13 protein-coding genes are annotated in these 15,570 nt (G+C 42.1%); 8 read left to right on the top strand and 5 right to left on the bottom strand.

Annotation, left to right across the window (positions count from 1 at the left end):
- Positions 1 to 656: 656 nt before the first annotated feature.
- From I8752_RS31965 to prfC, 3 genes are all read right to left on the bottom strand, one after another.
- A complete protein-coding gene (locus I8752_RS31965; RefSeq protein WP_214436192.1) occupies positions 657 to 1,148 on the bottom strand; it encodes an RNA recognition motif domain-containing protein in 492 nt (163 codons plus the stop codon).
- A gap of 690 nt (positions 1,149 to 1,838) precedes the next feature.
- Positions 1,839 to 4,070 (bottom strand): M48 family metallopeptidase, encoded by a 2,232-nt coding sequence (locus I8752_RS31960; protein ID WP_214436334.1) that lies wholly within the window; start codon positions 4,068 to 4,070, stop codon positions 1,839 to 1,841.
- Positions 4,071 to 4,260: 190 nt separating this feature from the next.
- Positions 4,261 to 5,883: a peptide chain release factor 3 gene (gene prfC, locus I8752_RS31955; protein ID WP_214436191.1), complete on the bottom strand. Its 1,623-nt coding sequence runs from the start codon at positions 5,881 to 5,883 to the stop codon at positions 4,261 to 4,263.
- Positions 5,884 to 6,499: 616 nt separating this feature from the next.
- On the opposite strand from prfC, the gene hemB reads away from it, so the two are divergent.
- From hemB to I8752_RS31940, 3 genes are all read left to right on the top strand, one after another.
- Positions 6,500 to 7,483 (top strand): porphobilinogen synthase, encoded by a 984-nt coding sequence (gene hemB, locus I8752_RS31950; protein ID WP_214436190.1) that lies wholly within the window; start codon positions 6,500 to 6,502, stop codon positions 7,481 to 7,483.
- A gap of 230 nt (positions 7,484 to 7,713) precedes the next feature.
- Positions 7,714 to 7,968 carry a hypothetical protein gene (locus tag I8752_RS31945; RefSeq protein ID WP_214436189.1) on the top strand — a complete coding sequence of 85 codons (255 nt, stop codon included), beginning with the start codon at positions 7,714 to 7,716 and terminating at the stop codon, positions 7,966 to 7,968.
- Positions 7,965 to 8,381, top strand: coding sequence for a type II toxin-antitoxin system VapC family toxin (locus I8752_RS31940; RefSeq protein ID WP_214436188.1), 417 nt, complete (start codon positions 7,965 to 7,967; stop codon positions 8,379 to 8,381). The genes I8752_RS31945 and I8752_RS31940 overlap by 4 nt, the downstream gene beginning before the upstream one ends.
- 263 nt (positions 8,382 to 8,644) lie before the next feature.
- Here I8752_RS31940 and I8752_RS31935 read toward each other — a convergent pair whose 3' ends face one another.
- The gene (locus I8752_RS31935; protein ID WP_214436187.1) at positions 8,645 to 8,869 is read right to left on the bottom strand and encodes a type II toxin-antitoxin system HicB family antitoxin; all 225 of its coding nucleotides are present in this window, start codon (positions 8,867 to 8,869) and stop codon (positions 8,645 to 8,647) included.
- Positions 8,870 to 9,164: 295 nt separating this feature from the next.
- On the opposite strand from I8752_RS31935, the gene I8752_RS31930 reads away from it, so the two are divergent.
- From I8752_RS31930 to I8752_RS31910, 5 genes are all read left to right on the top strand, one after another.
- Positions 9,165 to 9,455 carry a helix-turn-helix domain-containing protein gene (locus tag I8752_RS31930; protein ID WP_214436186.1) on the top strand — a complete coding sequence of 97 codons (291 nt, stop codon included), beginning with the start codon at positions 9,165 to 9,167 and terminating at the stop codon, positions 9,453 to 9,455.
- 476 nt (positions 9,456 to 9,931) lie between these two features.
- On the top strand, positions 9,932 to 10,915 hold the full coding sequence (locus tag I8752_RS31925) for an alpha-ketoacid dehydrogenase subunit beta (RefSeq protein ID WP_214436185.1): 984 nt from the start codon (positions 9,932 to 9,934) through the stop codon (positions 10,913 to 10,915).
- 258 nt (positions 10,916 to 11,173) lie between these two features.
- The gene (gene secD, locus I8752_RS31920; protein WP_214436333.1) at positions 11,174 to 12,586 is read left to right on the top strand and encodes a protein translocase subunit SecD; all 1,413 of its coding nucleotides are present in this window, start codon (positions 11,174 to 11,176) and stop codon (positions 12,584 to 12,586) included.
- Complete coding sequence (gene secF / locus I8752_RS31915; RefSeq protein ID WP_214436184.1) at positions 12,583 to 13,575, top strand: protein translocase subunit SecF; 993 nt, start codon at positions 12,583 to 12,585, stop codon at positions 13,573 to 13,575. The genes secD and secF overlap by 4 nt, the downstream gene beginning before the upstream one ends.
- Before the next feature lie 74 nt (positions 13,576 to 13,649).
- A complete protein-coding gene (locus I8752_RS31910) occupies positions 13,650 to 14,072 on the top strand; it encodes a hypothetical protein (RefSeq protein ID WP_214436183.1) in 423 nt (140 codons plus the stop codon).
- Between the two features lie 26 nt (positions 14,073 to 14,098).
- On the opposite strand, the gene I8752_RS31905 is transcribed toward I8752_RS31910, so the two are convergent.
- Positions 14,099 to 15,370: an APC family permease gene (locus tag I8752_RS31905; RefSeq protein WP_214436182.1), complete on the bottom strand. Its 1,272-nt coding sequence runs from the start codon at positions 15,368 to 15,370 to the stop codon at positions 14,099 to 14,101.
- Between the last annotated feature and the right edge of the window lie 200 nt (positions 15,371 to 15,570).

Here is a 15,570-nt window from a genome sequence, read left to right as displayed (position 1 = left end):
GGTTTGTAAGCTATAATACTTTTAATAGTTCGATTACATTTTGCTTTGACTGGTAAGACATATTGTTACCAAACATGGAAATAATAAAAAAACAATATCTACATACAGAATGAGCTAATAATTCAAATAAGCAATTGTAGCAAAAGCTACAAATATTCAAGCAATAGTTAAGAGGATAGCCAAAATTAAAATCCCCCTAAGTCTCAAAACATAAAATGCCAGGAGTTAGAGGGATCTAGCCGCTGTTTAGTTTTGTGTGCTTTACATCAAAAAGGACGCAAGCGTACTACTTGATGTAAATTTGTAGAATTAAAGTTTATTTTGATGAATAAGTTTTACTTTGTCCTTGCCCTGCTGGTTCGGACTCTGGAAGATTTAAACACGCCTAGATTAGTTGAACAAATGCGATCGCAACTTTAACTATTGGCAGAACTTTGTTCAGCTTGCGCGCACTTTGCATAGACAAAGCACTAAGTCTTTTAGTCGCATCGGACTAGGAAGCCAAGCTACTGCTAGTTAAACCCATATTTTACAGGTGCGATCGCATTTACAACAAGGGACATAAACACCCTTTGATGGCTAATTAGATAATTACTGCTAATTAAAAATTAAAAATCAAAAAATTCTGATTTTTAATTTTTAATAGTTCTCTCCACTTAGTTTGTGGCTTGTGCAGCTAACATCTGCTTGAGCTTTTCTAGTTCAGAAGCCCAGCGTGGGTCTGGACGAATAGCATCTGAGTCAGCATTAGTAGTGGTGCTTTCACGACCACCACCGCTACGCCGAGACTTTTTAGATCCTTTATCACGCCGATTGCTGTCTTTATTTGTGTTAGGAGCAGGATGACTACTTTGATTGACAGCTTTGGGAGCTTGCTCCTCGTTTTCGTCACCTTTTGTTCGAGGTAATGCCTTCTCTAGCTTGATAGGGGTGTCTTTGAACAATTGACCATTATACTTTTCAATAATCTGATCTGCTTGTTCGTCATTATTGACTGTGAGAAAACCGAAACCACGGCACTTACCAGTTTTGCGATCTTTGATAAGTTTAGTAGTAACAGCATCGCCTTCGGCTGCAAAAACTGCTTGCAGGTCTTGACGATCTATTTCTTCTTTTGGCAAATTGCCTATATATAGGCGAACGGACATGAACTATACCTCCAGAGTTGAATTAACAGGCAAGGCAAGAAAACAATCACTTGGCTTTGGCTTTTAAATAGATGCTATTGACCAAAACTGCCATAAACCAATTTTTTTACTCCAAACTGTCAACCTATACAATACAGTTTTTCGTCAGGATCAAACTTGTTTAATACAAAAGCGCATACAACGCCTAGCTAATACCACTTTAATTCTAAGAATTGTAAATCTATTAGCCCACTGTCTGCCACAGTAAATATTTGTTTCAATGCTCTTGCCCGCAGAATTAAATACCATTCCTTACATTACCACGGTATTTTCTACGTAGCTAGTTCAGCGCATACATTTCCGACGATAGTATTATTGCATCGTAGCATAAAGTATATTTTTTTCTCAAGAGTGAATATTAGAAACAAAAACCAGCCATTGGCTGGTTAATTTGCTGCTGTGTTGGGAGGATACAGAAGATAAATTGGCACGACCAGCCGATTGTAGTAACCGATTTACAGTGCTGAATTATGCCAGTTACTGAAGATGTAAATAAATGTAACACTGATTTAGAATATTTGCAATATTTGTTTACATTGCGTGTCAGTTGTCAGTTGTCCTGATTTTGCCAATGACTTGTGTACAGATACAAGGCTGGCTGCAACGCTCTTATTAACCACTGACCACTAACAACTGACCACTGACTGCTGACTAACCCATGAGGAAAATATATGCACCCCAAGCCTGGGCGGCAACTGCCAAAACAGTTGACCAAATGGGATGAGGGCTATGAATTGTTTTACCACCTTGAGTTTGCAACGTTTGGATGTCAATCCAAGGCGTTGCGCCTCGGCGAAACCAACCTGTAACTGTAATCTGCCGACCGATGAAATCTTGGAGATTTGGCTGCCCCAGCCAGGAAATATGGTGTAATTTCACCAAACCTGTACCGGACTGAAGAATGAAGTCTTGTGCTAAAGAGTTGCTAGTACCTCGACGACCTAATAACTTGCCAACAAGATGTACTTGAATACTATCAATGGGGATAGTAGATGGATTGGCTAACAAGCTGGGCAGGAGGTCATTAGTTGGTGCGTTAGTGCTTTTGATATCTGGGAAAAAAGAGTTCATCCGAATCACCATACCAATGCTAAAGCCAATTAGCAGGCAACCTATGACGAAAGACCAGTCTTCGTATATCCACTTTAAATTTAAAAACTTGAGTGAAAAAGCAGTTTGCCAAAGCAGCCAAATCAGACCTGCAAACAAAAAACCCAAAGGAACGCCTAAAAAGGGAGCGGTTTGTAATAAGAAGGACTGACGCGTTACTTCTAAAGACTGTTTACTCAATGATTGTTGGTTAGTCAGATGTAGTTCGGTGTCTATGTGCCAGTGCTGGGCTATTTGACACAGACGTTGGATGCGATCGCCAATTAAAGGATGGGTATTGTTAATCGCTAACCAGCGGCGATAAGGATTGAGATTATCCCATGTCAAAATAGATTCAAAGGTTAGATGACCCGCAACGCTACCCAAAGCAAGGCTTTGTTGATAACCTACTGGGGTCAGGATATTTAAGCTTTCTAACTGCCAACTAGTGTGTTCTGCTTTTTGAACGTCACCAGCAACACCAATAGCGATTTTGAGTAAAGCGCGAGTTAAAGCATTGGGATTACCAGTAATTTCGGCTGCAAGGCGATCGCTATAGTAAAGCCGCAGCCGCGATAACCATAAGGCAGTTCCAGTCAAGAAACACCAAACTCCATAAAAGATGCTGCTCAAAATAGTGAACGGCACGCGCCAAATTTTATTTGTTTTGTCTCCCCAGTGCGACACTTGCCGATACAACATGTACATTGGCAGTGTTACCAGCAATACCAAAGACATCACCACGAAATCCCAATGAGCAATATGCCCTAGCTGACCAGCATAGATTGTGGCTATTTCATCATCTGCCAATTGTTCTAACAGCCCTTGACTGACAACAATCCGAGCAGTACGGGGTAAATTCCCATAGGTCAAAGTCATTGGTGCTGCAATTGGTAGAATACGCAGTCTCGGCATCGGCCAATGGCGCTGTTGGCAATAGCGATGCAATACCCGCCCTGTCTCACGACTGTGGTTATTTAATACATCTTTAGATAACTCTCGCTGCCCATAAGAAGCTAATAGCCAATCAAGTAACCACGGCGAAACCACAACCAAGACGAACAAAACTATCATTAAAAAATAAGTCGGATCGCGGTATAAAAGCTGTAATGGCTCTAAGTAAGGTAATTTGACTAAAGTGTAGTTAATAAATCCCATTACGAACTTAATGATTTCCCGCAGCACGCAAAAAAGAGCAATAAATGTTCCTGCTGCCAGTAATCGCAAGGGTATTAAGTTGGGCTTACGCAGAGGCTGCCATACTTTGGCGCGTTTTGCTTGCCGCCAATAAATGCCGAATTCTTTAATTTGTGTGTAACCTGCACCCAAGAAACCCCCAGGTGGCACGGCAGGTTTTTCGATGAATGTTTTTTGATAACTCCCTGGTGGTACGGCAGTTGCATTGCGGGGAGTCACAGCTGCTACTTTTGTCTTTTGTGATGCAGCAGCTTGGGGATTATTTGAGCGGGAATTATCAAAAGCAACAAATCCAGTTTCTAAATTTTTTGATTCTTTGTTTTTTTTGCGTTTGGTTAAATGTGTGAGAGCACGTTCTGCCCACTCTTTAACTTGGGGATTTTGGCTGTGAATGAGACTTTCACACAGGGCGATCGCTTTATCAGCTTTGCCACTGCGCGCATAAGCCATCACTAAACCAACTTTGGCTTGTAAGCTAGCAGTTCCATTGCCCTGGCTACTAACTAGAGGCTCTAGATGAGCGATCGCTGTTTGGTAATTTCCTTGTTTGAGGGCAACTAAACCAGCCTCCAAAGACGATTCGGCATGTGAAGGCATAGAAATTCTGGCACTCCAATCTCTTTTAATTAATTCATGGTTTTGTAAAAACGCATTCAGATCCCTGACTGAATAATTCGTAATTGTAGACAAAGTTGATTTTTCTTTGTTTCTCAGCCTACGATTTGAGTCGTAGGGCAATAATTACGAATTTTATTGACGATTTGCGCTTCACCTCACGAGTGAATAATTATTCCACTGGTTGTTGACCGGATACCGGGGCGATCGCGCTTAACTTTAACTCTGGATGATCTCCCTGTAACTGTTGGCAATTCCATTCGTTGCGGAATAGCAATACTGGGCGACCCATGCTGTCTTTGACGGTGGTGGTATTAAATACACGTCCCACCTGATTCAAAGCTTCCCAACCCCCCTCAACCCAACGAGCAACACTGTAGGGCAATAATTCTAGCAGGGTTTCGACACCATACTCATTTTGTAAGCGAAACTGTACCACTTCAAATTGCAACTGACCCACAGCTGCGAGAATTGGATCGCGCTTGGCTTCATCAGTTGAGTACATAATTTGCACTGCACCCTCTTCTCGCAATTCCGAAATGCCTTTTTGAAATTGCTTAAATTTGGAAGGGTTGGGATTTCTAAGAGTCGCAAAAAGTTCTGGTGAAAAATACGGAATTCCTTCATATTCCAGCTTTTGCCCCGTGTAAATTGTATCGCCTATAGCAAAAACCCCTGGATTGTTTAAACCAATGACATCGCCCGGATAAGCTTCATCAATCGATTCTCTCTCTTGAGCAAAGAGTTTTTGCGGGCGAGATAGACGCACAACTTTGCCAGTTCGAGCATGATTGACTGTCATATCTTTTTCAAACTTACCAGTACAGACCCGGACAAAAGCCACGCGATCGCGGTGTTTAGGGTCCATATTCGCTTGCAGTTTGAAGACGAATCCGGAAAAATCGGGATAGGTAGGGGGAACTTCGCCAACGCTGCTATTATGAGAACCGGGTTTTAGAGCATAGTCCAAGAAATACTTGAGGAATAACTCTACTCCAAAGTTCGTCATGGCGCTACCAAAGAAAACTGGTGTCATCTTTCCTTGATGTACCAGTTCTAAATTCAGTTCCGGCCCGACTCCTTCTAAGAGTTCTAAATCATTTTTCAGTTGGTAATATAAGTCTTGTTCCAGCAATTCTTCAATTTGAGCATCACCCAAATCTACAGTGGTATCGCGGGCTTCGCGGCTACCGTGGGCGCTGCGTTCAAATAGGTGAATTTGTTGCATGTTCCTGTCAAATACGCCTTTAAAGCGATCGCCCATACCAATGGGCCAATTGACTGCATAGGTTTGCAATCCTAATTCTTGCTCAATTTCATCTAACAGTTCTAGAGGTTCTCTTCCCGGACGGTCGAGTTTATTCACAAATGTAAAAATGGGCAAACCCCGCAATTTACATACTTCAAATAATTTGCGAGTTTGAGGTTCTAAACCTTTGGCAGCATCAATTAGCATGACTGCATTATCGGCAGCAGCAAGAGTACGATAAGTATCTTCGCTAAAATCTTGGTGTCCGGGTGTGTCTAATAAATTGATCTGACAATTTTGGTATTCAAACTGCAACACAGTAGAGGTAATGGAAATTCCCCGTTGTTGTTCCATTGCCATCCAGTCTGAGGTCGCCTTGCGTTGTGCCCTGCGGGCTTTGACTGCACCAGCTTCGTGAATTGCTCCCCCGTATAGTAGTAGCTTTTCTGTAAGTGTCGTTTTACCTGCATCAGGGTGCGAAATAATTGCAAAGTTACGGCGAAGTTCTACTGCTTTATCAAGTTCTGACTGAAGTTCAGTTGACATAACTGTATTTGTTTGCTTGAAAATTAACTTAATTTTTCTACTCTAGCGAGTCTTTTAATCTTAAAGCAACGATGCTCGCGATCGAGTCGTATGCAACCAACAAGACTTATATTGAGTTTTACTTCCATTCAGTGCTGAGTCAGGGTTGGTGGAGACCAGAGGTATGAAACAGATGTGGAGAAGCGATCGCAAATTACTTCTCGGGTCTTTCTCTTCTCCAGATTCCTGCTTTGGGAAATATTCTTGAGGAAAACGCTACAGAATTTCTCAATTTTTACTTTTACTCAGCATTGTAGAGTCATTAAGCCAAGTAGTAGTCTTTAAAAGTCATCAGTCAATTAAAAAATTAAGAATTGGGTTTTTAGGATAATGCCTTATGCCTAGTTATCTAAATTTCTTTATTATTAATTTGCTGGATTTTGAATATAGTTATTTTAGTATCCGTTGGCTAGATGTTCGGTCAAGCTGTAAAATACGAAATTGCCCCACAACTTGAGTAAGAGTAGGGCAAGGACAGTTAAGCACTGTTTGTAGTCTGTCCGACAGCAGCAGCGTTTTGCCCTGCTTTTGTGACGCTTTGTTTTGTGTCCATGGCGTTTTTTATTTACAAAAATTTATGTTTCCAATACATCGCCCCCGCCGTTTGCGTACCCATTCTCAACTGCGCCGAATGGTACGTGAAACTGTGTTGACAACAAATGATTTAATTTATCCGCTTTTTGCTGTTCCAGGTGAAGGAATTGCCAAAGAAGTAAAATCTATGCCTGGAGTTTACCAACTATCGGTAAATAAAATTGTTGAAGAAGCAAAAGCAGTTTATGACTTAGGAATTCCCGCTATTATTCTATTTGGTATTCCTGCGGATAAAGATGTCGATGCCACTGGCGCTTGGCACGATTGTGGGATTGTGCAGAAAGCAGCAACGGCGGTCAAAGAAGCAGTACCAGATTTAATTGTAATTGCTGATACTTGTTTGTGTGAGTACACCAGTCACGGTCACTGCGGTTATTTGCAAGTTGGCGATCTGACGGGACGGGTTCTCAACGACCCAACTCTAGAATTATTGAAGAAAACAGCCGTTTCTCAAGCAAAAGCTGGTGCAGATATCATTGCACCTTCTGGAATGATGGATGGCTTTGTACAAGCAATTCGTCAGGGCTTGGATGAAGCTGGATTCCAAGATACGCCGATTATGTCTTATGCTGCTAAGTATGCTTCGGCTTATTATGGCCCATTTAGGGATGCAGCAGAATCGACACCGCAATTTGGCGATCGCAGAACTTATCAAATGGACCCAGGTAACGCCCGCGAAGCCATCAAAGAAATTGAACTCGATATCGCCGAAGGTGCTGATATGCTCATGGTCAAGCCAGCCTTGTCATACATGGACATCATCTGGCGCGTCAAGGAAGCAAGTAATTTACCCGTTGCCGCTTACAACGTTTCTGGTGAGTATTCTATGATTAAGGCTGCTGCTCTCAACGGTTGGATTGATGAGAAGCGCGTGGTCATGGAAACTTTAACTAGCTTTAAACGCGCTGGTGCTGACTTGATTTTGACCTACCATGCCAAAGACGCAGCGCGCTGGTTGTTGGAGTAAACTAGACAGTCGAATAATTTATCAAGAAATCTCACGCACAGAGAAGTTGCGTGCGGGGGTTCCCCCCCGTTGAGCAAACTTCGGTAGACGCGGAGGCACAGAGTTTTTCTTTGTGTTTTGGTGTTTGGGCGTGAGATAACTGTAATTTGGCTTTGTCCGCTGCGAAATTCAAAATTTAATCGCTCTGCGTTATACTTGTCATACTTGTATTGCAAGTACGATATAAAGTTATGCTCAGTGTCAGACTCGACGAAGAAACGGAACAGCAGTTAGCCGATATATTGGCTCACGAGCAAACAGACAAGAGCGAGTTAATTCGACGCTTGATATCTGAGCGTTGGCTGGCCTTACAAGCAGGTAAAACTTTGGTTGAGAGGCGGGGTGGACATCCCGAACACCTGCTGCAAGATGCACCAACCGATCTATCGGAACGCTCAAAGCGTAAGAAAGCGATCGCCGAATATCTCCACAAGCGCCATCCATGACCTATTACCCGCTCATACTCGCGGATAGCGGGTTTTTGTTTGCGTACTACAGCGCCAGAGATCGGTATCATCAACAAGTGCGGCGCTTCTTTGAGAACTGCACTTCTAGGCTGGTAACTACGCCTATTTGTATAGCACAAGTGGTGTGGTTACTCAACTTGGATTGGCGTACACAAAACGAGTTTCTTCTAGATGTTGCTAAACAACTCTATGAGTGCGAACAATTATTGCCGCAAGACTTTTCACGCATTGCTGAGTTGAATACTCAGTACAGAGATTTACCAGGGGATTTTGCAGATTTATCCTTAATCGTCATTTCGGAACGCTTAGATATTGCTGCGATCGCTACTTTGGATAGCGATTTTGATATTTATCGGCGTTATCGCAAAAAGCCTTTTGAGCGGGTGTTTTAGGGATGCGATCGCTACGTTGATGAATTTGAGCTTATTCATCAGTCTCAGGTACTTCTTCTGATGTCGTTTCATCCTCAGAAATGTCAATGGCTTGTAAAACCTGTTTCACTATTTTTGGGTGCAATACTTTTCCTGAATGAAAAGGAATCACCACTCTCACTTATTCTCGAAAATCAATCCTGTGACTTCCTTTACTTCTAATTTGAATAAAGCCTGCATCTAATAATAGTTTTTAAGCTTCTGTTGCAGCGAGGCGGGACAGCTTAGGCAACTTTTACCTCTAAGGTTATTGTGAATATTTCCTTGTTCTGAAGCGTCTGTTTTTCTGAAGTTGACAATGTTTCTATATAAAGTTCAACTGCTTCTTTAATATTTACCTGTACTTCTTCTAGGGAATCACCTTGAGATTGACAACCGGGTAGTTCAGGGCAATAAGCATAATATCCATATTCATCTTTTTCGGTAACGATACTAACTTTATACGACATATCAAAGTTACCTTATGTATCTTTGCTTGAGATAAATTTATTCATTTCGATTGTAAGTTATTACTCAATCAGGTTTTTCCCTCTTCCCAGCCTAGTATTTTTCAACTATAAAGTTATATAAACACAAGTAATGTAGATTTTTACCGTAATAATACATAAATTAAGCGATCGCTTCGTTTGCAATCGGGGGAGGCGATCGCTTATAAAAGAAGTATAGTTAATAAATTTTTTGCAATTGACTGTAAATGTCAATTGGTTTAATAAACAAACTGAAGTTTTCAAGGGGAGCATGGATATGGATATGCAAGTCCTGAGAGAGCGCGCGGGACTTAGCCGTGCAGAGGTTGCCTTCAGGCTTGTAATCAGTGAAACCAGTGTTCGCAACTGGGAAGCTGGGCGTACTGAACCCACAATGACACCAAAAAAATATTTAGACGCTTTGCGTTTGTTCAAATGCACGCCTGAAGAATTGGCAGCCGCCAGCGAGAAGTCAATCAATCAGCGACATAAACGCAAACCAGGCAGACCTAAACGCTTTCCTGACGAACGGGTAACTCAGGTAACTGATTCTCCAGTTTGCAGCTGATAGTATGCTATGTGAAAGTTAGAGCCATCCATAAAATCAAATGTAAGTTTGTGTGCTGTATATGCTCGCGTCTTTCAGTGCGGGTCGTTGCTAGCTTAATATTATTTGACAGAAATTAATTTTTACATTTCCAATAATGTTCTTACCGCCGAATCCTGAGAAAAACAGTAAATTCTTTAGATAATTGAAGTAATTTTAAACACATAATATTACGTTAAATTATGGTTTTTTCCATTTTGGGAACAGCTTTGAATGTGATTTTGATATAGTTATTTCGGTAATTACTCCCGACCATCGGCATAGCGATTAGATATACAGAGAAAATAAATAAGAATCTTTTTATCTTTAATCTTTTGTTTCTCTGTGTTTGGAGCAGTTGATTCAGACAACCCAAATTCTAACTAGTGCGATCGCTCACGGTATTGACCGCAGCGGCGCGATAAGATTCTAAAACAATAGTCGTACTAAAGGTCTAAATGGCAGAAACACTATTCTTCAACGCTCTGCGGGAAGCCATTGATGAAGAAATGGCGCGTGATTCCAGCGTGTTCGTTCTTGGTGAAGACGTAGGACAATATGGTGGTTCCTACAAAGTTACCAAAGACCTATACCAAAAGTATGGCGAACTCCGAGTTCTGGACACTCCCATTGCTGAAAATAGCTTTACAGGCATAGCAGTCGGAGCAGCAATGACTGGATTACGACCGATAATTGAAGGCATGAACATGGGCTTTTTGCTCTTAGCCTTTAACCAAATATCTAATAACGCTGGAATGCTGCGCTACACTTCCGGCGGTAACTTTAAAATACCAATGGTAATTCGCGGCCCCGGAGGTGTGGGAAGACAACTAGGAGCAGAACATTCCCAGCGACTAGAAGCTTACTTCCAAGCTGTTCCTGGGTTGAAGATTGTTGCCTGTTCTACACCTTACAACGCTAAAGGACTGCTGAAATCGGCTATCCGCGATGATAACCCTGTATTGTTCTTTGAACACGTTCTGCTTTACAACTTAAAAGAAGATTTACCAGACGAAGAATACCTGCTGCCTTTGAATAAAGCAGAAGTTGTGCGTCAAGGCAAAGATGTCACAATCCTCACCTATTCCCGGATGCGCCATCATGTGTTGCAAGCCGTGAAAACTTTAGAAAAACAAGGTTACGATCCAGAAGTAATTGACTTAATATCGCTTAAGCCACTAGACTTTGATACCATCGGTGCATCTATACGCAAAACACATCGAGTGATTATCGTAGAAGAAGGCATGAGAACCGGCGGTATCGGAGCAGAATTAATCGCCTCAATTAACGATCGCTTATTTGATGAATTAGATGCGCCAGTGTTGCGGCTTTCTTCCCAAGATATTCCCACACCTTACAACGGCAACCTAGAGCGATTGACAATTGTTCAACCAGAGCAAATAGTCGAAGCTGTGGAAAAAATGGTAGCGATGCGAGTTTAGGGACTGGAGACTGGGGACTAGGGATTGGGAAAGGGGTAAAAGGGAACAAACAACAGGATAGTTATTTAATCTATTTTCTTGTTTCCTTTGCCCTTTAACTTTTTCCCCTCATCCCCCTCATTTTCCGTTCGGCTGACGCTCACGGCGAAGCTTCATCCTCAGTACCTAATACCTAATCCCCAGTACCCAATCCCTAATCCTTGCTCATAACGCTGTAAAAGAGCGCTATCATAGCCTTTGTCAGTTGCGAGTTATGGTATGCAAAGACAGCGATCGCTATTAGCCTTGATTTTAGTCTTGGTAATCGCCGCCATTGTGGCGATTGTCAAAATTCCCATACCCTTGGGACTGGACTTACGGGGAGGATCGCAGCTCACAATTCAAGTTAAAACAACGCCGGAAATTAAGCAAATCACCCAGCGAGAATTGGAAGCTGTGAAAAAAGTCGTCGAAGGTCGGATTAACGGTCTTGGCGTTTCGGAGCCAGTCATCCAAACAATTGGTACGGACAAAATATTAGTACAATTGCCAGGAGTCAACGATCCCGAACAAGCGGAACGAGTACTTGGAGGTACAGCGCAGTTAGAATTCCGCACTCAAAAGCCAGGAACGGAAACTCAATTGTTTGCTTTCCAAGCATCACGAGCCGAATTGAAAGCTAAACAGCAAGAGTTGAGAAGCAGCAAAGACCAAGCTGCAATTACCAAAAATCAAGAAGAGTTGCAGAAAAATAATCAAGCGATTGTTGAATTATTTGAAAGCACCAATCCACCTCTATCAGGTAAATTTCTCAAAGATGCCTACGGCGAACCTACCCAAGGCAACAACTGGAATGTTGCCATTCGCTTCGATCAAAAGGGTGGCGAACTGTTCGCTCAATTAACAAAAAACCTCGCTGGTACTGGACGCAGTATCGGTATTTTTCTTGACAACGAATTAATCAGCGCTCCTGTAGTTGGCCCAGAATTTGCTGCTACTGGGATTACTGGTGGCGCGGCTGTGATTACAGGTAGATTTACCACACAACAAGCTAATGATTTGGGCGTACAGCTACGAGGTGGTGCGTTACCCGTACCAGTAGAAATAGCAGAAATTCGTACTGTTGGTGCAACCTTGGGTAAAGATAGTATCACTAGCAGTATCTATGCTGGGGCTGGGGGTCTAGCTTTGGTATTGATATTTATGGTGGTGTACTATAGAGTACCAGGACTTATTGCCGACATTGCACTCATAATCTACTCCTTGTTAACTTGGGCTAGCTTTGCTTTGTTGGGTGTAACTTTGACCTTGCCAGGAATTGCCGGTTTTATCCTAAGTATTGGTATGGCAGTAGATGCGAATGTGCTAATTTTTGAACGCACGCGAGAAGAATTGCAGGCAGGCAAATCTCTGTATCGTTCTGTAGAATCAGGTTTTTACCGCGCTTTTTCTAGTATCTTAGATGGCAACGTTACCACAGTTATTGCCTGTGCCGCACTATTCTGGCTGGGGGCCGGTTTGGTGAAAGGCTTTGCCCTAACTTTGGCTTTGGGCGTAGCAGTAAGTATGTTTACCGCAATTACCTGTAGTCGCACTTTCATGTTTTTAGCAATTTCAATTCCCGCACTGCGAAAACCACAACTTTTCTCTCCGAACGTGCCAGCCTCAAATAAGGCAGAGGTGGCTCGATGAAACTAAGTATTAACAAATCGCGATCGCTTTGGTGGAGTATTTCTATCGGCATCATTCTCGCTGGTATCATCTCTATGGTGATTTCTTGGCAAAACCCCAGCATCAAAGCACCTCTACGTCCTAGCTTAGATTTTGTTGGTGGTTCAAGATTGCAGTTTGAACGAGATTGTACCAAACCAGGTAACTGCGACAAGCCAATTGATATCAATGTCGTTCGGGAAGTAGCTAAAGCAGAGGGGTTAGGCGATAGCAGTATTCAAATTGTTGCTGATAAAGACACAAAAGCAGAAAACGGCATATTAATTCGCACAAAAAATTTAGATCGCGACCAGCGTACCAAGTTACAGAATGCTTTAAGCGAAAAAATTGGTACTTTTGACGAGCAAAAAAATCAAATCGATACTGTTGGCCCTACCCTAGGACGAGAGTTATTTACCTCTGGTGTCATTGCTTTGATCGTCTCATTTGCAGGCATTGTTATTTACTTGGCCTTCCGCTTCCAGTTAGATTATGCCGTATTTGCGATCGTTGCTCTCTTTCACGATATATTAATCACGGTTGGAGTATTTTCTCTTTTGGGATTGGTGCTAGGGATCGAAGTAGATAGCCTCTTTATCGTCGCCCTACTGACAATTACAGGGTTTTCAGTCAACGATACAGTGGTGATTTACGATCGCATTCGGGAGACGCTGCAAACTAATCCTAACCGCCCGATTGCTGACATTGTAGATGATGCAGTCAACCAAACCTTAGGCAGGTCAATCAACACAACTTTAACTGTGTTGCTGACATTATTTGCTATCTTTTTGTTCGGAGGAGAAACACTAAAAAACTTTGCCTTAGCTCTAATTATTGGCTTCACGATGGGAGCTTATTCCAGTATTTTTATCGCTAGTACTCTGCTTGCTTGGTGGCGAGAACGTACAGACCGACCGATAGCAGTAGCAAGCACTGATATTGATACATCTACTACATCTCAAGATAGTTAAGCTACCTTTGTATTAGATATTGCGTGAAAGCAATGTATAAATTACTTAACTAGGCATTGTAGTTTTCTTTCTCTATGGCTCGACCGGAACAACCGTTAAACTCTAACGATACTGAGAATATTGACCCATCTTTCACCCAACAAGTACAAAAGCTGCACCAGCTAACTGTATATGGCAGGTGGTTATTTGTCACTTGTTTATGGCTGACCATTGCACCAATTTGCTTGTGGAATTTACGTGAAGAAATCACGCTTTGGCAACAATACTTTACTTGGGTAGCAGTGCGCTACGGACTTTTCTACCACCCACTGTCTACCCTAGGTTTAGCATTTTGTATTGGTATGACAGTTGCTGTCTTAGTTTGGCAGAGTCGGAATATTTTACTTGGGTTACCAGCTCAAGAAAAGCAGCGTTTAGAAAAACAAGTTTGTCGGATACGCCAACAGGGCCCAACTCATCCTCTGTGGAAGTGGGTTTGCGATCAAATCATAGAATAATCAATAAGCTATCTTTGCTGATGACATCAAAGGCGGAGTTCACAATTAGTGAAAAGACAATAGATTACATCCAGTCCAATAGCTAATGCTAGCAGGATCGCCATGACCCATAAAGCCTGTGGGTCGGTTCGCGCAGTCTGAGCGCACAAAACTATGAGAGCAGCTACACATAAACAAGCACCTAGCAAAGAGATCCATCGACAGTTTTGAGTTTGCCGATAGAGCCGAACATTGGCTAGGTTCACCGCCGCAAAAATTAATAGAAATCCCGCACTACCCATTGTGGATATACGAGAGAGGTCAAAAAAATTAGCAAATATAAGAGTTAGCCCACTAATAATAAACAAACCCAAGTGTTGCTTATTTATGACCTCTTTCTCCAACACGTGAAGTTGATTTTTAGATTGGGCAATAACATAACTCAGGCGCGCTGAACCGTAAAATGTGGCGTTAATCGCCGAGGTGGTTGATAAAAGTGCCGCAATGGTCATAGATATAACGCCAAATTCCCCCATAACTGGGCTAGCTACTCTGGCTAAAGCATAGTCTCGTGCCGCTACAATATTTTCTACAGGCAAGGTTCCGACTGCAACTAGTGCAATTAACACATACAACACAATGACAAATACCACTGCCGAATAATAAGCTAGTGGCATCTGTCTGGGATTAATAACATCCTCTGCTGTATTGGCAATCAACTCAAAACCTTCATAGGATAAAAAGATAATCATTCCTCCAGATACCATTGGCAGCAGTGATGTCCCGGTTGCTTCTATCTGTGGGAAATCAATCTGCCAAATGCCTATCGCTATAAACAGCAGTAATATTCCAAGTTTAAAGCCGACAATCCATTTTTGAGCTTTGCCAACAATATCTGCACTCAGTAGATTTAGTCCACTAATACCGACTACCGTAATGCTAATTAAAAAATGCTTCCAAAAAGACTGGAACGATTCGGGAAATAAACTGGCTCCGTAGCTACCAAAAGCTGAAAAGTAAAGCGAAAGCATCACTACATAACTCAGCCACAGCAGAAGATTGAGACTACCGCTCACTAAACCTGTACCAAAGGCTTGAGTTAAGAAAGGCACTGTCCCACCTCGGCTAGGGTAAGCTACCGAAAGCTTGGCGTAGGCGTATGTAGTAATTAGAGCTACCATCCCTGCAATTGCAAAAGCCAATGGTGCGCCTTTATGGGTCAGCTCTACCGCAAGTCCTAAAACTGGAAAAATGCCGCCGACCATACCCCCTACACCTACTGCAAATACTGACCAAAAGCCCATTTTTCCTATTGACATTCAAATAAATCTCTTCTAATTTTTTAGATGACAGTAGATATTCGTAGGCGCAAGCATTTATTTGGATAACAGTGATGTATAAAAGCTTAAAAATATACTCGATAAAACTTTGATGTGAGTCAGCACTTGGTAGCAGTAATTGCAAAACTATATTTGTATATACACTACAGGCATCATCTGGCAAAATCTAAATTGACAAT

Origin of the sequence: Dendronalium phyllosphericum CENA369, from assembly GCF_016056275.1 — a bacterium.
In the GTDB taxonomy this organism is placed as follows: Bacteria; Cyanobacteriota; Cyanobacteriia; order Cyanobacteriales; family Nostocaceae; genus Dendronalium; species Dendronalium phyllosphericum.
Note: the sequence above shows the minus strand (reverse complement) of the source record. Positions and strands in the feature narration are given on the sequence as shown.